Source organism: Nakamurella lactea DSM 19367, from assembly GCF_000426645.1.
Lineage (GTDB): Bacteria > Actinomycetota > Actinomycetes > Mycobacteriales > Nakamurellaceae > Nakamurella > Nakamurella lactea.
Genome location: NZ_AUFT01000022.1, coordinates 39,387 through 59,938, shown reverse-complemented (window position 1 = coordinate 59,938; position 20,552 = coordinate 39,387). Strand labels below are relative to the sequence as shown.

Annotated in this window: 22 protein-coding genes; 11 read left to right on the top strand and 11 right to left on the bottom strand. The window is 70.1% G+C overall.

Going from position 1 to position 20,552, the window contains the following annotated elements; genetic code table 11:
* Window positions 1-50: 50 nt before the first annotated feature.
* The 3 genes from K340_RS0119670 (at window position 51) to K340_RS0119660 (ending at window position 2,375) form a co-directional block, all read left to right on the top strand.
* Window positions 51-557: a general stress protein gene (locus tag K340_RS0119670; protein WP_029137963.1), complete on the top strand. Its 507-nt coding sequence runs from the start codon at window positions 51-53 to the stop codon at window positions 555-557.
* 108 nt (window positions 558-665) lie between these two features.
* Window positions 666-1,694, top strand: coding sequence for a hypothetical protein (locus K340_RS0119665; protein ID WP_029137962.1), 1,029 nt, complete (start codon window positions 666-668; stop codon window positions 1,692-1,694).
* A 309-nt stretch (window positions 1,695-2,003) separates the two neighbouring features.
* Window positions 2,004-2,375 (top strand): phage holin family protein, encoded by a 372-nt coding sequence (locus K340_RS0119660; RefSeq protein WP_029137961.1) that lies wholly within the window; start codon window positions 2,004-2,006, stop codon window positions 2,373-2,375.
* Window positions 2,376-2,496: 121 nt separating this feature from the next.
* Here K340_RS0119660 and K340_RS0119655 read toward each other — a convergent pair whose 3' ends face one another.
* The 8 genes from K340_RS0119655 to K340_RS0119620 form a co-directional block, all read right to left on the bottom strand.
* The gene (locus K340_RS0119655) at window positions 2,497-3,114 is read right to left on the bottom strand and encodes a copper resistance CopC family protein (RefSeq protein WP_211229552.1); all 618 of its coding nucleotides are present in this window, start codon (window positions 3,112-3,114) and stop codon (window positions 2,497-2,499) included.
* Window positions 3,111-3,896: a YcnI family copper-binding membrane protein gene (locus K340_RS31695; RefSeq protein ID WP_037365813.1), complete on the bottom strand. Its 786-nt coding sequence runs from the start codon at window positions 3,894-3,896 to the stop codon at window positions 3,111-3,113. Before K340_RS31695 ends, K340_RS0119655 begins: the two co-directional genes overlap by 4 nt.
* 131 nt (window positions 3,897-4,027) lie before the next feature.
* On the bottom strand, window positions 4,028-4,552 hold the full coding sequence (locus K340_RS34565) for a hypothetical protein (protein WP_029137959.1): 525 nt from the start codon (window positions 4,550-4,552) through the stop codon (window positions 4,028-4,030).
* Window positions 4,553-4,637: 85 nt separating this feature from the next.
* Window positions 4,638-5,396 (bottom strand): DUF6474 family protein, encoded by a 759-nt coding sequence (locus tag K340_RS0119640; protein ID WP_029137958.1) that lies wholly within the window; start codon window positions 5,394-5,396, stop codon window positions 4,638-4,640.
* A 119-nt stretch (window positions 5,397-5,515) separates the two neighbouring features.
* Entirely contained in the window at window positions 5,516-6,139 is a 624-nt protein-coding gene (locus K340_RS0119635) for an MBL fold metallo-hydrolase (protein WP_029137957.1), read from the bottom strand.
* Window positions 6,136-6,687 (bottom strand): SRPBCC family protein, encoded by a 552-nt coding sequence (locus tag K340_RS36285; RefSeq protein WP_051266942.1) that lies wholly within the window; start codon window positions 6,685-6,687, stop codon window positions 6,136-6,138. Before K340_RS36285 ends, K340_RS0119635 begins: the two co-directional genes overlap by 4 nt.
* Entirely contained in the window at window positions 6,684-7,259 is a 576-nt protein-coding gene (locus K340_RS0119625; RefSeq protein WP_029137956.1) for an ArsR/SmtB family transcription factor, read from the bottom strand. The genes K340_RS36285 and K340_RS0119625 overlap by 4 nt, the downstream gene beginning before the upstream one ends.
* Window positions 7,260-7,308: 49 nt before the next feature.
* On the bottom strand, window positions 7,309-8,559 hold the full coding sequence (locus tag K340_RS0119620) for an MFS transporter (protein WP_029137955.1): 1,251 nt from the start codon (window positions 8,557-8,559) through the stop codon (window positions 7,309-7,311).
* A gap of 146 nt (window positions 8,560-8,705) precedes the next feature.
* Here K340_RS0119620 and K340_RS31680 point away from each other — a divergent pair, with 146 nt between their 5' ends.
* From K340_RS31680 to K340_RS0119605, 3 genes are read left to right on the top strand one after another with little or no spacing between them, the layout of a single operon-like run.
* Complete coding sequence (locus K340_RS31680; protein WP_161632144.1) at window positions 8,706-9,320, top strand: TetR/AcrR family transcriptional regulator; 615 nt, start codon at window positions 8,706-8,708, stop codon at window positions 9,318-9,320.
* Between the two features lie 17 nt (window positions 9,321-9,337).
* On the top strand, window positions 9,338-10,540 hold the full coding sequence (locus K340_RS0119610; RefSeq protein ID WP_051266960.1) for an amino acid deaminase/aldolase: 1,203 nt from the start codon (window positions 9,338-9,340) through the stop codon (window positions 10,538-10,540).
* On the top strand, window positions 10,541-11,848 hold the full coding sequence (locus tag K340_RS0119605) for a D-arabinono-1,4-lactone oxidase (RefSeq protein WP_029137953.1): 1,308 nt from the start codon (window positions 10,541-10,543) through the stop codon (window positions 11,846-11,848). It begins immediately after the preceding gene.
* A 4-nt stretch (window positions 11,849-11,852) separates the two neighbouring features.
* On the opposite strand, the gene K340_RS0119600 is transcribed toward K340_RS0119605, so the two are convergent.
* On the bottom strand, window positions 11,853-12,356 hold the full coding sequence (locus K340_RS0119600) for an acyl-CoA thioesterase (protein WP_029137952.1): 504 nt from the start codon (window positions 12,354-12,356) through the stop codon (window positions 11,853-11,855).
* Window positions 12,357-12,557: 201 nt separating this feature from the next.
* Here K340_RS0119600 and K340_RS0119595 point away from each other — a divergent pair, with 201 nt between their 5' ends.
* Window positions 12,558-13,610, top strand: coding sequence for a PDDEXK nuclease domain-containing protein (locus K340_RS0119595; protein WP_029137951.1), 1,053 nt, complete (start codon window positions 12,558-12,560; stop codon window positions 13,608-13,610).
* Here K340_RS0119595 and K340_RS31675 read toward each other — a convergent pair.
* The gene (locus tag K340_RS31675; RefSeq protein WP_051266938.1) at window positions 13,594-15,210 is read right to left on the bottom strand and encodes a TM0106 family RecB-like putative nuclease; all 1,617 of its coding nucleotides are present in this window, start codon (window positions 15,208-15,210) and stop codon (window positions 13,594-13,596) included. The genes K340_RS0119595 and K340_RS31675 overlap by 17 nt on opposite strands.
* A 171-nt stretch (window positions 15,211-15,381) precedes the next feature.
* Between K340_RS31675 and K340_RS0119585 the strand changes: the two genes are divergently transcribed.
* From K340_RS0119585 to K340_RS0119570, 4 genes are all read left to right on the top strand, one after another.
* Entirely contained in the window at window positions 15,382-15,963 is a 582-nt protein-coding gene (locus K340_RS0119585; protein WP_037365811.1) for a PadR family transcriptional regulator, read from the top strand.
* A gap of 209 nt (window positions 15,964-16,172) precedes the next feature.
* A complete protein-coding gene (locus K340_RS0119580; protein WP_084614680.1) occupies window positions 16,173-17,660 on the top strand; it encodes a DHA2 family efflux MFS transporter permease subunit in 1,488 nt (495 codons plus the stop codon).
* Window positions 17,661-17,662: 2 nt separating this feature from the next.
* Window positions 17,663-17,974, top strand: a complete 312-nt coding sequence (locus K340_RS0119575; protein WP_029137948.1) for a DUF1330 domain-containing protein — start codon at window positions 17,663-17,665, stop codon at window positions 17,972-17,974.
* Window positions 17,975-18,041: 67 nt separating this feature from the next.
* A complete protein-coding gene (locus K340_RS0119570; protein ID WP_029137947.1) occupies window positions 18,042-18,683 on the top strand; it encodes a VOC family protein in 642 nt (213 codons plus the stop codon).
* A gap of 114 nt (window positions 18,684-18,797) precedes the next feature.
* On the opposite strand, the gene argS is transcribed toward K340_RS0119570, so the two are convergent.
* On the bottom strand, window positions 18,798-20,531 hold the full coding sequence (gene argS, locus K340_RS0119565; RefSeq protein WP_029137946.1) for an arginine--tRNA ligase: 1,734 nt from the start codon (window positions 20,529-20,531) through the stop codon (window positions 18,798-18,800).
* Window positions 20,532-20,552: the final 21 nt, after the last annotated feature.

The window sequence follows — 20,552 nt, the reverse complement described above, 5'->3', positions numbered from 1 at the left end:
GCGCCGATCCTGAAGGCGGACGGGACTAACTGTGATCGAGAGGATGGAATATGGCGGACGTCGACCCGGCAGAGAAGAACTCGACCATTGCGGTCTACCCCGACCACGACACCGCGCTCATCGCGCTGAACGCCCTGCAGCAATCCGGGTTCGACGCGAACCATGTGTCGATCGTCGGCAAGGGTGTCAAGAACGAGAAGGAAATACACGGCTGGGTACCGCAGGGCAGCGAAGCGGGGCATTTCGGTGCGTGGGGAGCGTTCTGGGGCGCAATCAGCGGGTGGTTGCTGCTGGGATTCATGTGGCTACCCGGCATCGGCTGGGTGGCCGCGGGCGGCTGGCTGGCGGCGACGTTGGTCGGGGCGGGCCTCGGGGCCGGGCTCGGCGCGCTGGTCGGTCTCGGCGTCCCGAAGGACGAGATCCCGGTCTACGAGAACGAATTGAAGGCCGACCGGTACCTGGTGGTCGTGCACGGCACCGCCGAGCAGGTGAACAAGGCGCACGACATTCTGCAGAACGGGTCGCTGTCCGTACGGGCCTACGTGGTTCCGGCCTGACACCCGGCGGAACCCACCGTGGTCACCGCGTCGACGGGTGCGGGGCCGGGGGGCGCGGTGGCACCCAGACCGCCGTCCAGGCATCGGGTTCGAACCTGGGTGGCCGGGATGCTCGTGCTCATCGGGGCCGTTCTCGGCCCGGTGGCGTTGGTCGCGAACTGGGCCAGGACCGTCGTCACCGACGACGACGCCTACGTGCGGGCGGTCGCCCCGTTGGCCACCGATCCCGAGGTCATCGCGGCCCTGCAGGACCGACTGGTCACGGCCGTGATGACGGCAGTGGATAACCTCGGTGCCTCCGACCAGGTTGCCGAATTCCTGTCCGCGCGCGATGTCCCCGACCGCGTCACGGATGCCGTCATCGCCGCGCTCGACGCGCTGAACGGCGGCATCCGTGACCTCGTCGGGCGAGTGGTCGGGGACGTGCTGACCGCCCCGGGCTTCGCCACCGTCTGGGAGCAGCTCAATCGCACGGCCCACCACCAGTTCGTCCAGCTGATGAACGGTCAGGGCAACCTGCTGGACCCGGCGGGAAACATTGCGCTGCAACTCGAACCGGTGTTGGCGCAGGTCCGTGAACGACTGGTGGCACAAGGTCATTCCTGGGCGGCAGGGATCCCGACCGGCTCTGCCGAATACGTGCTGATACCTGCCGCTGACGTCGCCACGCTGAGGGCCCACTACGCACAGCTGATCCGATGGTCGACGGCAGTGAGCGCCGGCGCGCTGTGCGCCCTGATCGGCGCCGTGGTGATGGCCGCCGACCGGCGGCGCGGCGCTGCCCATGCGTCGGCGGCCCTGGCGTGCGGCACCGTCGTTGTCGGTGTGCTGCTGAGATTTGCCCTGACGGCCGTCAGCAAACCTGCGAGGTCACCGGAGGCGACGCACGCCATTCTCGCCGTCGTGACCGCGGATCTCGTTGCCTGGATTCGGCTGGTCGCCATGGTCTCGCTCACCGTCGCTGCGCTGGCGGCCCTGTGGGCGCCGGGACAGCGACGAGCCCTGCCGGTACCGGTGCCGGTCCCGTCGAGTGGACGGCGTCGTCCGGCCCGACCGGAGTTCAGCCTTCCGGGCGGCGACGCACGGATCGGACCCGGCGGATCTCGATCAGCTCCAGACCCAAAGCACCGATCCTGACGATCAGGCCGTGTAGCGCGGACTGATCGAACCAACCGGTCACCGAGGTGAACTCCTTACCGACCGAGATGCGCAGGCCCTCAAGGGCGTCCAGATCCGCGGGGTCGACCACCCCACCGATTCTGATCTCGTACTGAAGTTGGGCCACCTCAATCCCTTCGGTCCCGATCAAGCGTCCGATGGTCGACCGGCGGGAGGCCTCATCCGAACAGGGTGGTCTCGGCGAATCTCCTGGCTCCCGGTGTTGTCCTCGGCTGATCATCCATATCGGGTGACGTCCCGGGTAGGCGCAGATGGGACCCTCGGACCATGGTGCGCAGGGTACTGATCATGTGGCTGATTCTCGCCGTGGCGCTCGGCGTCGCCGCGTGGCTGATCCCGGATGTGCACATCAAGTACGGCTCGTTCGCGCTGATCGGTCTGGCCGCGCTCTACGGACTGGTCAATGCCGTCATCGGCCCCATCCTGCGGCTGTTGACCGTGCCGCTGAACGTGATCACCCTGGGGTTGTTCTCCATCGTGGTCAATGCGATCCTGCTGGCCATCACCGCTGGGATCTCGGACGTGCTCGACCTCGGCGGGTTCCTGCAGACCGTGATCGCCGCGATCGTCATCTCCGCGGTCACCACCGTTCTGCATCTGATCCTGTTGGGCCGCAAGCACCATGACAAGGCGAAGTGAGACAACCCCGCTACGCCATCCCGGTCAGCCGTAGCGGCGTTGTCCCGCTGGGGCGTAGCGGGGTTGTCCCGGTGGGGGCGTAGCGGGGTTGTCCCGGTGGGGCGTAGCGGGGTTGTCCCGGTCAGCGGTCGGCCTCGGTCCCCCCGGCCTCCGATTTCGATCCCGACACCGAGCGCAGGATCACCACGACCGCGGCGATCACCAGCAGGGCGGCCACCGCTATGCCGATCCAGAGCCAGACGCCCAACCCTGACGAGCCGTCACCGGCGGCCGCCGACGGGGTGCTGCCGGCCGGTGCCGGCGAACCGGTGGCGGTCCCTGCGGCCCCGGCCGCGAGCGTGTAGCGGATCTCGCCGCTCACCGGGTGCCCGTCCGCCGAGACCACCCGGTAGGCGGCGATGTACTCGCCGGCCGGTCCGGCCCCGTCCAGCGCGACCGACACGGTGTTCGACTGCACCGTCGCCTCGCCGGCGCTGAACCTGTTGCCGTTCGGGCCGGTCACCGTGAGCACCGGCTGGTAGTTCTGCACCGGCTGGTCGAAGGTCAGCGTGACGGTGGTCGGCGCCGCCGACACGGTGCTGCCGTCGGCCGGATCGGACCCGGTCAAGGTGTTGTGGGCGGAGGCCGGCAGGGCCAGCCCGACACCGATCAGCAGCGCGAGCAGCACGGCGGCCCCGGCCGACAACCCGCGCCGCCACCAGCTCGTCGGCTGCGGGTCCAGTACTTGCGTCATCGTCATGACCGGTCATCATCCTCGGCGCTCGCCGGACTCGACACCCGCCGGCCCGGCCCCGCCGACCTGCGTCGCAGCCCGAGCGCACCGACGAACAGCGAGAGCGCCGCCAGCACGATGCCGACGATGCCCAGCACCCTGGCCAGGGTGTCGGCGCTGCCGACGGCGACCGCGGCCTGCCCGACCTCGGGGGTGGCCTGGACGGTCGCGTCAGCAGAGTGCGAGTGGCCGGCGGTGTCGTCGGCGGCCGCGGTCAGCGTGACGGTCGGTGCCGGATGGTCCGGCTCGGCGGCCCCGGCGACCGTCTTGTCGGCCCACTTCACCACCGAACCGTCGTCGTAGGTCTGATCGGTCGGGAACGACAGGGCCGGGACGTCCGGCAGTGGACCGACCGAGAGGTCGAACTGGGCGAACTCGCCCGGCGCGATTTTCGTGCCGCCGGCGGCGGTGAACGTCACCGAGGTGACGGCCTTGTCGATGGTGATCGCGCCCTCCGTCACCGGCTTCGGCAGTTGCTCGGTGACCGCCTTGGCGGTCCAGCCCGGGACGTTCTGGTACCGGACCGAGGCCAGCGGGGTGTCGGTGGGGAAGTGGATGGTGAGTCCGACGGTGCCGGCCGTGTCGGACTCGTTCGGGACGCGGAAGGTCAGCACGGCGTACCCGCCGGCTTCCGCGGTCGACGGTGAGACTGTCACGTGTGCCGACGCCGCGCCGGCGCCGATCACCAGGGTCGCGGCGGTCAGCGCGCCGACGGTCAGCAGCCGGGCTGCTCGGGTGGGGGATCGCATGGGTCGTTCTGCTCCTGTAGTTCGTCGCTCGGGTTCGTCACCGGCGATGCCGCTCGATCGCGGGGCGCACGGGACTATCCGGCAGCGGTGGGCTGCCGGATCGGGCGGGCGGCTCGGCGAGCCGACCGGTTTCAGGGACGGAGCAGTACGGGCGGTCCGCGGCGGCCGTGCGCCCGGGCGACCCGCAGCAGCAACGGGCGGAGCTGGTCGGTGGGTCCGGCCGCCCAGTGGATGCCGGCGGCCACCAGCGTCGGCAGCGGCGCGAGCCGCAGCACCGTCCGGCGCAGGAGTTGCGCGCAGCGGAACAGCGCCCGTTCGCCGCCGGCCAGCACCGCCGCCGAGCCGACAGCGGCGACCAGGTGGAACACGACCATCCGGCCGAGCTGCAGTTCACCGCCGTGACCGGTCAGGCTGAACAGGGCGTGGAACAACAATTGGGAGGCGGCGAGCGGACCGAGGATCGCCCAGAACCCCCGCTGCTGACGGGCCAGCCCGGCAGCGCCCAGCCCGACCAGCGCCCCGGCGGCGAGCACGGTCGACGGATGCGGGAATTCGCCACCGCCGATCAGGTGCCCGAGCGCCGCCAGCTCCGCGGACACGGCAGCGAAAAGCCCACCCCGGATCCGCCGCCAGCGGATCGAGGTGGGTTCCAACACGCAGCTCAGGCTACCGGGATGGCCGCCCGACCCGGCCGGCCGGGCGGGTCGGTCCGCGGTTGCGTTTGCCGAGGGAGGCGGTGGGTCAGCGACCGACCAGGAAGGTCATCAGGTCGGCGTCGATCTGGTCCAGCTCCCGGTTGACGGCGGAGATCGTCGCCCGGCGTCGCCCGGACGGCATCGATGCGGCCGCCCGCACCGCCGAGGTCAGGTCGGTGATCCGGCCGGTGGCCACGTCGGCGAAGCGGGTGACCTGCAGATCGCCGGACCGACGGGAGCGCAGGTCGGCGATCGACCGCTTCAGGCCGACCAGCCGCGCCTCGACCTTGCCGGTCGCCCCGCGATAGGCGCCCACCTCGGCAGGGCTGACGCCGAGCTGGGTGGCCTTGCGGCTGTCCAGGTAGTCGCGGGTGGAGGTAGCGGCCTTGAGCGCGAACGGCGCGAGCACCGGGCCGATCACTTTCGCCGCCGTCACCACCCGCCGGGCGGCCTTCGGGTCGGTCGCCTTGTCGAACAACGACTGCGGGGTCTTCTTGGCGGCTTCGGTCGCCTTCTTGGCGGCCTCGGCAGCGGCCTTGTCGCCCTTCTTGGCCTGCTTGGCGAGCGCCTTGGCCGACTTGAGATCCGCCTTGCGGGCGGCCTTCGCGGCTTTCTCGGCCTTCTTGTCCACCTTGCTCTGCTCCTTTGCGGTGGCCTTCACGGCCTTCAGCTCGGCGTTATCGGCTGCCTTGAGCGCGCGGGCCGCGGCGTCCTGCGCCGAGCGCCGCGCGGACTCGGCGTCCGCCAGCGCCTCGGTGATGGCATCCATGGACTCGGCGGCCGAGAGCTTCTTCTTGCCGAACACTCCGCTCCTTCCGTCAGCCCAGGCGTTTCGGTGCCCGGACCGGACCGGATGCCGGCGAACGGCGCCGAACGGGCATCCGACAGCCTAAGCGGGAAGGCTCGGTGGAGCCATCCGGGGGCTCAGCCGGAGCGCGGTCGCCACGGGTCGTGCTGGTGTGCGAGCCAGACCAGCTCGGGCTCGAGCGCCCGCACCAGTAGCTGGCCTTCCGTGCGCGGATCGTCGAGTTCGCCACTCCAGACCGCCACGTCGCCGCCGACGACGACCGGGCGCGCGCCGGTCTCGACGACGACGATCTGGGTGCCGGGGGTGTGGCCCGGCGCCGGGACGAGCCGGAGCCCGGGAAGCAGCTCGCGTTCGCCGTCGACCGGCAGGTACTTCACGCCGGGCGCGTCGACCCACTCGCGGATGGTGTAGTCGTGCTCGTTGCGCGCGTCGTCGAGCTCCCGGCGCTGGACATAGATCGGCCGGCCGGCGAACAGGTGGTTGCCGCCGCAGTGGTCGAAGTGCAGGTGGGTGTTCACGACGATGTCGATGCCGGCGAGGTCGAAGTTCTGCTCGTTCAATGGGCGGAGTCGGGGATCGAGGTCGGCCACCGCCGGATGCAACCGCGTCAGGCCGGTGTCGACCAGAACGCGCGCCTCGGGGTGGTCGATCACGTGCACGTAGACCGGCATCCGCTCGCCGTCGGCGAGCAGGTCGGCAACGCAGACCGGCGTGATGGTGACGGCGGCGGGGACGGTCATGGCAGTGCCTGGTCGGAAGCCTTGCTGAACCGGGTGGCGAGGTTGTCCAGGGTTGCGCCCCAGTCGGCCACCATCTCGGCGAAGAACTCGTTCTCCCAATCCGCACCGCTCCCGTAGGCACTCGTGACGACGCGGATCACGCAACTGCCGCCGGACGCCGCCTCGATCAGGAACTCGGTGGCGATCGGGCCGGCCGTGGCCAGGTCGCGGTAGACCTCCGACAGCGGCACGCCGATCGTGGCGAACCACTCGCGCATCCCGGGCGGGATGTCCTCGGCACGGGAGGCGATCGGCCACGGTTCCTCGTAGGCGAATCGAACGTTCGGTGTGTAGTCGGTGATGACACCGGTCGAGTTGAACGCGCCGAGATCGAACGACACCTCACCGCCGATCTGCGGGTCCAGCCGGGTCGGCGCCATCCAGGCCGAGATGCCGTCGGCGGTGGCGATCGCGTCCCACACCTGCTCCGGGGTAGCGGCCAACTCGTGGACGTGCTCGGTCCGGTGTTCGACCCGGCCGGGCCGGTCGGGCTGGTCGTGAGTGGTCACGATGGCTCCTTGGGTCGGGGATAGGAAGAGACGGTCAGCCGGTGCGGCCGACCGTCGTCGTGGTGATAGCGGGCGACCAGCGCGCCGACCGCCGACTGCAGGTCGGCAGCGAACGCGGCACGGTCTTCCGGCGAGCTGAACCCGACCACCGTGTCGACGGTCAGGGTCGGCACCCGCGACCCGGACGCCGCACCGGCGGCGATCGCCGCTACCTCGGACACCGCCCGCGCGTTCACCGCGATCAGATACCCGGCCGAGAGGCGGTCGGCGACCTCGTTCGGATCGATCGTGGTGCTGTGCAATACATCTGGAGCGACCACGAAGTGGCGCGCCGAACGACGGACGAACCGTTCGGTGATACCGCCCCACCTGCGTTCCTCGGCAGGCTCGACCAACCCGTTGGCCTGCAACGCATTCAGGTGGTAGTTCACCTTCTGCCGCGTCAAGCCAACCGCTGCCGCCACCGTGGCGGCAGATCCCGGTTCCTGTAAGGCGTCCAGGATCGAGGCCCGGATCGGATCGAGCGCCACTTCCACGGCGGCCGCATCTACCAGCACCCGAACGTCGTCCATGGGTCAACGTTAGGCTTTGACAGTTAATATTGTCAAGACTCGAATATGGTCAAGACTCGGCTGACGATGCGGCCGACGGGGCGGCAACCGGGGTGGCGAACGCGCCGGCCAGCGGCAGAATCGCCGCAATCCCGACCAGCGGGACGACGAAACCCCAGCGCAGACTGCCGGCCGAGCTGACCAACCCGGTCAGCACCCCGCCCAGGACGAAACCCAGATAGTTGAATTGGTTGAGCCTGGCCACCAGGGCGTCGACCCGGCGCCGGTCGGGACCGGGACCGGCCAGTCGGCCCGCCGCCGCGAAGGTGAGCGGGGCGACCACCGCCACTCCCGCGCCGAGCACGGCGAATCCGACGATCGCCGGCGCCGGCCCTGGTGCGGTCACCACCAGCACCAACCCGGCGACTCCGACGCCGGCCGCCGATCGCACCACGGCGACCGCTCCGTACCGGCGGACCAGCAGGTCTCCGCTCAACCGCGAGCACAGGCTCGCTGCCTGGTAGGCGCCGAAGGCCAGCGGTGCCACCGCCGCGGACGCCGCCAGCACGTCGCGCAGATAGATCGACGACCACGACGAGGCCGCCGAGTCGGCCACGTAGAACAACACAAGTGCGGCGCCCAGCACCGCCAGTGGACGCCACGGAATCGGCACCAGGGCAACACGTCCGGTCGAATCGCCGGCTGCGCCGGCGACCGCCGTCCCGGAGCCGGGAGCCGACGACAACAGGGGCGCGGCGGCGGCGAGCAGCGGAACGACGACGAGTGGCAGCAGCGCGGCCGGCAGCGACCAGTGCAGTGCCGCGGTGCCGGCGGTGGCCAACGCCCCGAAGATCCCGCCGACGCTCCAGGCGGCGTGGAAGGAGGTCAGGATGGACCGGCCGTATTCTGCCTCCAGTGCGACGGCCTGCATGTTCGTGCCGGCGTCGATCAGGCCGACGGCCAACCCGTAGCCGGCCAGACCGGCCAACAGCACCCACAGCGCCGGGGCGACACCGACGACCGTCAATCCGGCCGCCGCCAGCAACAATCCCGACCGGAGGGTGACGGCGCTCCCGACCCTGGCCGCCAGCAGGCCGGCCAGTGCGGATCCCGCCCCGGCCAACACCGCGACGGCGAACATCAGCCCGGTGACGGCCAGATCGTCCAGGGTCCAGCGGTCTTTCAACGCCGGCAGGTGGGTCAGCACGGAGGCGAACACCAGTCCTTGGGCGGCGAAGCAGAACGCGGCGCCGCCTCGGGCCCGGCGCAGCGTCCGGCGCGCTGCCGGTGCCGGCCGGGCCGGCCCGCTCTGGTTCCGCATGACAACGGACTATCGGGCCAACGGCGGCGAAGGTCAATAGTTCTGGTCGAACAACTTGGTCAATTGACCAGAAAGTCTTGACCCGGGCATCGACGGTGTCGCACAGTGGCGACCATGAAATGGTCGACCATGGCGCGGCGAGCGGCATGACGCGGATTCCGGTGGCCGAGCGTCGGACGCAGTTGTTGGCCGCGGCCTGGCGGGTGCTGCTCGCCGAGGGGGTCGCGGGTGCCACCACCCGGGCGATCTGCGAGGAAGCCGACATGCCGCAGGGCGTCTTCCACTACTGCTTCGACAGCCGGGCGGAACTACTCGCGGAGTTGGTCGGCGGGATGCTGCCCCGCGAGGTGTCTGCGGCACTGGCAACGGTGAACCGTCGCGGATCGGCGGCCGGTGCCGTCGAGCGCGCGTTGCTGGCCTATTGGGAGTTGGTGGAGGCCGATCCGCAGGCCCAGCAGGTGATCTACGAGATCACCGTGACCTCGCTGCGCGATCCGGTGCTGGCCGAGCTGACCAGGCAGCGCTATGCCGGATACCCGGCCGGCATCGCCCGGGTGCTCGACGAGCTGGCGCAGGTGCGCGGTTTCCAGTGGGACCGGCCGGTGCGGGTGTTGGCCCGCCAGGTCATCGCCCTGCTGGACGGGCTCACGGTGCAGTTCCTGGTCGACCGGGACGCTGCGACGGCTCGCGCGGCGCTGGCCGCCTTCGCCACCGACCTGTCCTTGCGGACTACCCCGGCGACCGAGCCGAGCCAGCTGTGACCACATCGCGAGCGACGATCTCCGGCAGCGCGACCCGGTGGGCGACGCCGCCGGAGCTGTTGCGGCAGGCCGTGTCCCAGCTGACGCCGCCGTTCGGGGTGCTCGACGACGCCGCGCTGCGGGCGAACGCCGCGGACCTGGTGCGACGGGCCGCCGGCAAGCCGATCCGGCTGGCCACCAAGTCGGTCCGGATCCGCTCGTTGATCCGGCGGACGGTCGACACTCCCGGCTTCGCCGGGCTGCTGGCGTACACCTTGCCGGAGGCCGTGTGGTTGCACGGCAACGGGTTCGACGACATCGTGGTCGGCTACCCGACCGCCGACCGGGACGCCGTGGCGGAGCTGGCCGACACGGCGGAGGCCGCGGCGGCGATCACCGTGATGATCGACGATCCGGCGCAGCTGGACCTGATCGACGCGGTCCGCCCGCCCGGCAGCCGGCCGACGATCCGGGTGTGCATCGAACTGGACGCCGGCTACCGGCCGGCCGCCGGCCTGCATCTCGGCGCCTTTCGGTCGCCGGTGCACACGCCGTCGGCGCTGGTCGCGCTGGCGCGCACCGTGCACAGCCGCGCCGGCTTCGAGCTGGTCGGCATCATGGCGTACGAGGGACAGATCGCCGGCGTCGGCAACGCCGGGCGTGGCCCGAGAGCCCGGGTGGTGCGGGCGATGCAACGCCGATCCGCGGCCGAGCTGGCCGGCCGGCGGTCAGCAGCGGTGGCCGCCGTGCGGGACATTGCCGACCTCGAGTTCGTCAACGGCGGCGGTACCGGATCGCTGGAGACCACGGCGGCCGAGGACGCGGTGACCGAGGTCGCCGCCGGCTCCGGCCTGCTCGGACCCGGCCTGTTCGACCACTATCGGGCCTTCCGGCCGTCAGCGGCGTCGTTCTTCGTGCTGCCGGTCGTGCGTCGCCCCGCCCGGCGCGTTGCCACCCTGGCCGGCGGTGGCTGGATCGCCTCCGGCCCGCCGGGCGCCGACCGGCTGCCGGTGCTGGCCGACCCCCCGGGGCTGCGCTACCTTGCCGCCGAAGCCGCCGGTGAGGTGCAGACACCGGTGCGGGGCCGGGCGGCGGGCCGGCTGCGGGTCGGCGACCAGGTGTGGTTGCGGCACGCCAAGTCCGGCGAGCCGGCCGAACACCTCCAGCGGGTGCATCTGGTGGCCGACGGCGCCGTCACCGAGACCTGGCCGACCTACCGGGGAGAGGGCCAGGTGTTCTAGGTGAAGCGCTGGCGGAACTGGGGCAGGTCGGCTGACGCCACCTTCGCCGCGGTGGCCACACCGCGGAACGAGGCGGAGCTCACTGCGCTGATCGTTGCGACAGTCCGCGCCGGGCAACGGATCCGGCCGATGGGCGCCGGGCATTCGTTCACCCCGGTCGCGGTCACCGACGGGATCAGCGTGCGGCTCGACCTGCTGTCCGGGGTTCGCTCGGTCGAGCCAGACAGTGGGCTGGTGACGCTCGGTGCCGGCACCCGGCTGCGTGACCTGCCGACGCTGCTCGGCCCGCACAAGCTTGCCGTGCAGAACCTGGGTGACATCGACGCCCAATCGATCGCCGGCGCCATCTCCACCGGAACCCACGGCACCGGAACGGCTTTCACCGGAATGGCCGGCCAGGTCCGCGGCCTGCGGATTGCCCTGGCCGACGGCGACATCGTCGACTGCTCGGCCTCGCAGCGGCCGGAGCTGTTCCAGGCGGCCAGGATCGGGCTCGGCGCCTTCGGCGTGATCACCGAGGTCACCCTGCAGTGCGTGCCGCAGTTCGCGCTGGCCGCCGACGAACATCCCGAGCCGCTCGAGGCGGTGCTCGACGGCTTCGACGACCGGATGCGCTCGGCCGATCACGTCGAGTTCTACTGGTTCCCGCACACGGATCGGGCGCTGGTCAAGGCCAACCACCGGTTGCCGGCGGATGCCGAACTTGCGCCGGTGCCGCGCTGGCGCAGCCTGGTCGACGACGAGTTGCTCAGCAACGGGGTGTTCGCGGCCACCTGCGCCGCCGGACGGCTGGCACCGACGGTGATCCCGTCGATCAACCGGCTGGCCACCGCAGTGGTCTCGCAGCGGCAGTACACCGATCTGTCCCAGCGGGTGTTCACCTCGCCGCGGCGGGTCCGGTTCCGGGAGATGGAGTACGCGGTGCCGCGCACCGACCTGCCGGCCGTGCTCCGGGAGATCCGGGCGCTGATCGGCACCCGCGGGTGGCGGATCTCGTTCCCGCTGGAGATCCGGGTGGCCGCCGCCGACGACGTCTGGCTGTCCACCGCCTACCAGCGCGACAGCGCCTACATCGCCCTGCACCGGTACTTCCGGGAGCCGTTCGCCGAGTACTTCCTGGCCGCCGAGCGGATCCTGACCGCGGCCGGCGGGCGGCCGCACTGGGGCAAGCTGCACACCCTTGATGCGGCGCGGCTGGCCGAGAAATACCCCCGATTCGCCGACGTGCGGCGGGTACGGGCGGCGGTCGACCCGCAGAACCTGTTCGGAAACGCCTATCTGGACCGGGTTCTCGGGCCGGTGGGCTGAGCCGCTACTGCTCGCGACTGGCGGTGATCGCCGCGCGGCGCGCCAGCCGGCTCTCCCGGCGGATCTGCGCCTCCCGGAACCGCCGGTGGTCCTCCGCGGTCTCCGGCCGCACCGGCGGGATCGATTGCGGTTGACCGTCGGCGTCGACGGCGACGAACACCAGGTACGCCGTGGCGACCCGTTTCGCCTGTTCGCCGGCCCGGTTCCACGGCTCGGCCACCACCTTGACCCCGACCTCCATCGAGGTGCGGCCCGCCCAGTTGACCTGGGCATGGGCGTGCACCAGGTCGCCGACCTGAACCGGTTCCAGGAACGTCATGCCGTCCATCGCGGCGGTCACCGCCGGGCCACCGGCATGCCGCTGGGCGGCGGCGCCGGCGGTGTCGTCGACCATCTTCATGATGACGCCGCCGTGCACCGTGCCCAGCAGGTTGGTCTCGACCACGGTCATGATCCGGGACAGCGTGATCCGGGCGGCTGATGTGGGTTTCGGCTCCAGTTCCGGCATCTCCTCAGCCTCCCACGCATCCCGGGCCGGCGTGGGTCTCCACGCTACGAGGGGAACCCGATCGCCGACCTGGCGACAACGCCACCCGCGTCCGGGTCCCGCGACTTCCGCCGACGGCCCGACCGCCCGGGTGTCGGTGGTCGGGGGCACTGCGACCCGCATGGACCTGCTGGAACTACTGGACAGGAGAGGTGAGTCGGGGTGACGGAGATCGATCGGCTACCTGACGGGTACGGCGGACTGCTGGCGGCGGTGAAGGCTGAGGTCGCGCGGGCCAGAATCCGGACGGCCAGGGTGGTGAATACCGAGCTGATCGGTCTGTACTGGGCGATCGGCCCGCGGATCCTGGAGAGCCAGCGGGCGGACGGCTGGGGGACCAGGGTCATCGACCGGCTCTCGACCGATCTCCGCGCCGAGTTCCCAGGCATGCGCGGATTCAGTGCACGCAGCCTGGTCTACATGCGGACCTTCGCCGACCGCTACCCAGACTCAATCGCGCAACGGCCCGTTGCGCAATTGCCGTGGCGGCACATCACGACCCTCCTTGACAAGGTTCCGGACCCTGCCGCTCGCGACTGGTATGCAGCACAGGACGTCGAACACGGCTGGTCGACGCCGGTCCTCACCCACCACATCACCACCGAACGGCACAAGCGGGTCGGCGCCGCCCCGAACAACTCCCCGCAGGTCCTCCCGCCGGCCGACTCGGACCAGACCCGCGAGATCGTCCAAGACCCCTATGTCCTGGCCTTCCTGGCACTGGACCCGCACCACAGCGAGCGGGACCTGGAGGACGCGCTGGTCAACCGTCTCACCAGGTTCCTGGCCGAGCTGGGCACCGGGTTCGCCTATGTCGGGCGCCAGTACAAGGTGACCGTCGGCGCCAGCGATTACTTCATCGACCTGCTGTTCTACCACCTGCGGCTGCGCGCATTCGTTGTGTTCGAATTGAAAGCCGTTGCCGCGCAGCCAGAACACATCGGCAAGCTGAATTTCTACGTCAACGTCGTCGACGACCGGCTCCGCAACACCGAGCACGGCGACAGACCTACCATCGGCATCCTGCTCGCTGCCGACCGAGACGATGTGGCAGTCGAATACGCAGTCCGCGGCCTGACCACGCCCCTGGCCGTGTCTACCTACCGGGCATTGCCCGACGACGTTCGGCCCGCCCTACCCAGCGCTACCGATCTCGCAGGCATCGTCAACGATGCCCGTCAGGACCTCAACCAGAAGGCTAGGGATCGGCCGTAGCCGCGTCGCGCGAAGCGGTCCCGTCCAGCTGCGCCGTCAGCTCGGCCACCGTCGGAACAGCGGCGGCCCCGTCGCTCATCCAGGCCCTGATCGCCGCGGTGGCCCGGACGTCGTCCTCGTTGTACTCCAGCACCCGCTGTCGCATCGCCGGGTCGGGCGGCAACCCGTCGGCGCCGACCGCGGCCCGGTACCAGGCCATCGAGTTCTCGCCGCCCGGTTCGGCGTCCCGCCAGGCGAAGCCGGCGATCGGTGCGATCGCCTTGAGTCGCATGGACCCCGGCACCACGAACTGCCGTTTGACCTCGGCGTACAGATCGATCCACTGGGGTGACGTGCAGTACGCGGTGATCTCCTCGACGGTGGGCATGCCGACCGTCTCCGGGAACCGGCGGGGCGTCGAGTACAGCCAGCGTTCCTCGGCCGCTCGTGACCAGCAGTACGCAGCGAAGCTCAAACCCCGTGCGGCGCAAGCGGTACGTACCTCGGTGAGAAATTGCCAGAACCGGACGAAGGCGTCCGCCTCACCGGGGCCGGGCAGCCCGTCCCAGCTGACGAAGGCCTGGTAGTCGCGGTCGAACCCGATATCGGCGCCGGAGAGCAGGGTTCCCCACAGGTAGGCGCCGGCATCGAGGTACGACTCCATGTCGACGTCCAGCTCGACATCGGCCCGGCGGGCGGCCGGATCATTGCGCCGGCGGACCAGCGGCACGCCGTCCAGCCTGGCCTTGGCCCTGATCCTGGCCTCCGTCGGCGGCACCGAGGTGAGTTGCAGGGCATCGAGTTCGGACTGCGGCGCTGCGACCAGGTCGTCGAGGGTCGTCATCCCGGCGTCGTGCAGCAATTGCACGTCCGAGCCGGCGGCGAGCAGCGAGATGTCGTGCGAGGCCTCGAGTTCGGCCGAACAGACCGGCCACCACGGGCACCGTCGGCACTCGGCGATCCGCGATGGGAAGGCGAGCTCGCCGCCGTCCTCGGCGGCCCGGGCGACCGCCCATCGGTCGGCGAACCGCTCGGCGTAGTCCGGCAGCGCTGCCGCCAGATCGTGCCAGACGATCACCGAGCCGTCGTCGCCGTCGGGCCCGCCGCCGCGCCCGATCACGCCGCCGCGGGCGGTCGATGAGGCCAGGCCCAACTCGGTCAGCATCGTGTACAGGTGGGCCAGCTGCAGCACGTCGAGCGGATGCTTGCGGAGCCGGCGCTTCGCATCCACCGTCGCCGTGTCCGGATCGTCCACCGGGGAGGTCAGCGCGCCGCTACCGGGATCCAGCGTGCGGTGCCCACGAACGATCACCGGAAGGTAGCCGCCGTCGGCGGCGATCAGCAGGTCCGGGGTACCGATTCTGGTCGGCGTGCGCAGCGTCGGACCGAGCACGATGGCCGGCCGCTCGCCGGACTTCGGCGACCAGCCGGTCGCCGCCGCCGGGAACCCGGCGAGAACGTCAGCCGCGTGCAGTTGCATGTCGGCCAATCGCATCTTGACCCCGACGTCCGGGCCGGTGCGTTGCTGCTTCGGTGCGCCGGGGGCGTGGTCCAGGTGCACGCGGCGCCGGCAGCGGCCGGCGGCGGCCGGTCCCAGTCGGAGCGCGGTGGGGGAGTTCATCGCGGCTCAGCCTACGACCACGCCCCGACAGCCGGACCGCGGCGACAGTGAGCGTCGTCTCGTATATTTCGCTTGGAATAGTCCGGTCGGGCGAGCTAGTCTCGGACGCGCTCGCCCTGGGGCTGTCGGTACCGGGTGGCTGAATGGGCCGAATGGAAGGAAACCGCATCGATGTCGTCGCTGCTCGGCGATCAGAAGATCAACCCGCTCGGAATGGTGGCCCTCGGGCTTCTCACCGAGGGATCTCGTCATCCCTACGAGATGTACCAGGTGCTGATGCGGCGACGGGAGGACGTGATCGTGAAGATCCGTCCCGGGTCGCTCTATCACGCCATCGCCAGGCTCGAGCAGCTCGGTTTCGTCACCGCGGTCGGTACCGAGCGTGATGGCAACCGCCCGGAGCGCACCACCTACCAGATCACCGACAACGGCCGGCATGTGCTGCGTGACCTGGTCGGAAACCGGCTGGCGAACCCGGAGAACGAGTACCCGATCTTCCCGGTGGCCGTCGCCCAGGTGGGCCGGCTGCCCAAGGAAGAGGCGCGGCGGCATCTGCAGTACCGGCTGGACATCCTGCAGCGCGACGCCGAGGTGATGCGGGACGCCTACGGGTGCCTCATCGAACGGGGCAAGCCGGCCCACATGATTCTTGATCTGCACTACCTGATTGCCATGAAAGATGCCGAGATCTCTTGGCTCACCACAACTATCGATGCCATCGACAGTGCCCGACTGGATTGGAAAGCAGTATGACGAACAACGACGACAAGGCTTCGGGGCGGCACCTGGCCGCCGGCCGGCCGGACCCGGCGGCCAGGCGACTGGTCGCCGGCGCGCCGTCCGGACACGGTGCCCACGAGCTTTCGGGCGCCGGGGACCCGGAGGCGCCGCAGGCCGTCAGCCCCGCCCTGCCACCGCCAGGCAGCACCGACGGACGCAACCCCTGGTTCGCGCTCTGGGCAATGGTGATCGGCTTCTTCATGATCCTGGTCGACTCGACCATCGTCTCGGTCGCCACCGACTCGATCCTGGTCGGGCTCAAGACGGACCTGAACAGCGTGGTCTGGGTGACCAGCGCCTACCTGCTCGCCTACGTGGTGCCGCTGTTGGTCAGCGGCCGGCTCGGAGATCAGTTCGGCCCACGGAACGTCTACCTCACCGGGCTGGTGCTGTTCACCGCGGCCTCCGCCTGGTGCGGGCTGTCCGGCAGCGTCGAGATGCTGATCGTCGCCCGTGCCTTCCAGGGGCTCGGCGCCGCGCTGATGACGCCGCAGACGATGGCGGTGATCACCCGTACCTTCCCGCCGGACAAGCGCGGCACCGCGATGAGCCTGTGGGGCAGCGTCGCCGGCATCGCCATCCTGGTCGGGCCGCTGGCCGGCGGTCTGCTGGTCGACAACTTCGGCTGGGAGTGGATCTTCTTCGTCAACGTGCCGGTCGGGATCGTCGCGCTGGTGCTCGGCTTCCGGTTGATCCCGCAGCTGCAGACCCACCGGCACCGGTTCGACTACCTGGGCATCGCGCTCAGCGCCATCGGGATGTTCCTGCTGGTGTTCGGCATCCAGGAGGGCCAGAAGTACGACTGGGGAACCATTTCCGGCCCGATCTCGGTGTGGTCGCTGATCATCGTCGGGGTGCTGGTGCTGGTCGCCTTCGTCTGGTGGCAGGCGAAGAACAAGAACGAACCGCTGATGAGCCTGTCGCTGTTCAAGGACCGCAACTTCTCGCTGGCCAACTTCGGCATCGCCACCATGGGCTTCGCGATCACCGGCATGGCCATCCCGCTGATGTTGTTCGCGCAGAAGGCGATGGGGCTGACGCCGACCAGATCCGCTCTGCTGATGATCCCGCTGGCCGTCGCCTCGGGTGCGCTGGCCGCGCCGGTCGGTCGGCTCACCGACCGGATGCACCCCCGGTACCTGGCCGGCACCGGATTCTTCCTGACCTCGGTCGCGCTGTTCTGGCTGGGCAGCGTGGCCAGTCCGACCACCTCGGTGATCGGCATTCTCGCTCCGATCACCCTGATGGGCGTCGGCAACGCGTTCATCTGGGCACCGCTGTCGGCCACCGCCACCCGGAACCTGCCGATGCAGCTGGCCGGCGCCGGTGCCGGCGTCTACAACATGACCCGTCAGGTCGGTGCGGTGCTCGGCAGTGCCGCGGTCGGCGTGCTGATGCAGAACCGGATCGCCGCGGAGCTGTCGGCCGCTTCCGGGGGCGCGCCGGGCGGTGCACCCAGCGCCGATGCGCTGCAGACCAGCACCGGCCCGCTGCCGGACGCCCTGAAGGAGCCGTTCGCCACCGCAATGGGACAGAGCGTGTACCTGCCGGCCGCGGTGCTGATCCTCGGCTTCATCGCGGTGCTCTGCTTCGCCGCGCCTACGCACGCGGGAATGGGCGGAAAGAACAGGCAGGCGCCGAAGGAACCGGCGCCAGTGGGAGGAAACTGACCATGACGAAGGGCTACTGGATCGGTCGGGTCAGCGTCTCCGATCCGCAGGAGTACCGCAAGTACCTGGCGGCGAACGGCCCGGTGTTCGCGGCCTACGGCGGCCGGTTCCTGGTGCGCGGCGGGCAGTTCGAGTCGGTCGAGGGCGAGGCCAGGGATCGCAACGTGGTGCTGGAGTTCCCCAGTTACCAGGCGGCGCTGGACTGCTACCACTCGGCGGAATACCAGGCGGTGCTCCCGTTTCGCACCAGGGCGTCGGTGGCCGAGATGCTCGTCATCGAGGGGTATGACGGACCGCAGCCCGCCGGTGACTGACGGCGCACCTCCCGCGCTCACCGACCCCCGCCGAGGGTTACTCTCCGCCACCTGCCACGATTGCCGGATGCGCTTGGACCACGTTTCGTACGCAAGTGGACCCGAAGGACTGGACGCGACGGCGGCCAGGCTGGCCGAGCAGTTGGGGGCGGAGCCGATCGACGGTGGGGTGCATCCCCGGTTCGGTACCCGGAACCGGGTGCTCCCGCTTTCCGACGAGCACTACCTCGAGGTGGTCGAGGCCCTCGACCATCCGGCGGCGGATCTGATGCCGTTCGGCCAGGCGGTGCGGGCCCGTACCGAACTCGGCGGCGGCTGGCTCGGTTGGGTGGTCTCGGTCGACGACCTGTCCCCGGTCGAGGAGCGGCTCGGCCGGCCCCGTACCCCCGCGCACCGGATCCTGCCGGACGGCTTCGAGCTGACCTGGGAACAGATCGGCGTCTCCGGGCTGATGAACGATCCGCAGCTGCCGTTCTTCGTGCACTGGACCTCCTCGAGGGAGCACCACCCCTCGCACTCGAACGGCGATACCGGGATCGCGCTGAAGAGCCTGGCCATTGCCGGCGACCGGGATCGGGTCAAGGCCTGGCTCGGTGAGCCGAAGGACAGCCCGTTGGGCGACGTCACCGTGCAGTGGCAGGCGCCCAACGGTCAGCCGGGATTGCTGTCGGTGACCTTCACGACCCCGCGTGGCGACGTCACCGTCTGACAGTTCCCCGGCAGCGCCCGAAGTTGATCATGGCGCTGAGGCCCCGTCCGGGCGTCCGGATTGTCGTGCAGGTGACCATGATCAACAGCGGCGCCGGTACGGGTACCGGTGCGCTCACATCCGCTCGGGCGCCTGCACTCCGAGCAGGTCAAGGCCTTGCACCAGTACCCGCAGGGTCAGCGCGCACAGCGCCAGCCGGGAGTCGCGGACGGCTGGGTCGTCGGCCTTGAGTACCGGGCAGCTCTCGTAGAACGCCGAGAACGCCTGGGCCAGGTCGAAAAGGTAGCCGCACAGCCGGTGCGGCTCCAGCAGTGCGCCGACCTGGGTCAGCACCGGGCCGAACTCCAGTAGCGCCAACGCCAACGCCCGCTCGGCCGGCTCGGCGATGGTGATGGTGGTGGTCGCCTGGTCCGCCGTCAACCCGGCGTTGCGGAAGATCGACCGGATCCGGGCGGCGGCGTACTGCAGGTACGGGCCGGTGTTGCCCGTGAGCGACAGCATCCGTTCCAGGTCGAACACGTACTCGGTGTCGTGCGCCACCGACAGGTCGGCGTACTTGATGGCGCCGACGCCGATCTGCGGGGCGATCTCGGCCCGGGTCGCCTCGTCCAGGTCCGGCCGGGCCTCGTCGATCACCTTCTTCGCCGTCAGCTTCGCCTCGTCGACCAATTCCATCAGCCGCAACGGGTTTCCGGATCTGGTCCGCATCATCTTGCGATCCGGACCGAGCACGTTGCCGATCTGGACGTGCACCACTTCGACGTCGTCGGTCAGCCAGCCGGCCTTCCGGGCGGTGTCCCAGACCATGTTCAGGTGCAGCGCCTGCGGCGCCCCGATCACGTAGAGCACCCGGTTGGCATGCAGTTGCTCGACCCGGTACTTGACGGTGGCCAGATCCGTGGTGCCGTAACCGTAGCCACCATCCGACTTGCGGATGATCAGCGGCACCGGCTTGTTCTCCCGGCCGGTGTAGCCGTCCAGGAAGACACACAGCGCGCCGTCGCTCATGGTGGCGATGCCGCGGGACTCCAGCTCGTCGCAGATTGCCGCCAGTTGGTCGTTGTAGGTCGACTCGCCGGCCAGGTCATCGTCGGTGAGGGTGACACCGAGCGCCGAGTAGATCCGGTTGAAGTACTGCTTGGACAGATCCACCAGCTCGCGCCACAGTCGCAGGGTTTCGGCGTCGCCGGCTTGCAGCGCAACGACTCTCGCCCTGGCCCGGTTGGCGAATTCCGGGTCGCCGTCGAACTTTGTCCTGGCTGCCTGGTAGAACGCGTTCGGGTCCTGCTCCACCAGCCGCGCCTCGTCCGAGCCTTCTCCGACATCGAGCAGGTGCTCGATCAGCATGCCGAACGGGGTGCCCCAATCACCGATGTGGTTCTGCCGGATCACCGTGTGCCCCAGGTGTTCCAGCGTGCGCGCCAGCGAATCGCCGACCACGGTGGTCCGCAGGTGGCCGGCGTGCATCTCCTTCGCAACGTTCGGCGCCGAGTAGTCGATCGGCACGATCTGACGTTCTTCGGTCGGCACGCCCAGTCGGGGATCGGCGGCGGTACCGCCGGCCTGGGCGGAGATCCAGGCGGGATCCAGGGTGAGGTTCAGGAAGCCGGGGCCGCTGACCTCCACCGAACTGCAGACGCCCTTGACATCGAGCTGCGCCACGATCTGCTCGGCCACCTCGCGGGGCTTGCGGCCGAGTCGCTTGGCCAGCGCCAGTGCGGCATTGGCCTGCAGGTCGGCGAATTGGCTCGGCCGCAGCACCGGGTCGGATCCGGCGTAGTCGTCGCCGAAGGCGGCGGTGATGGCGGCGGAGATCCGCGGGGTCAGTTCGGCAGCAGGTGACGGCACCGCTCCAGCCTATGGTGCCCG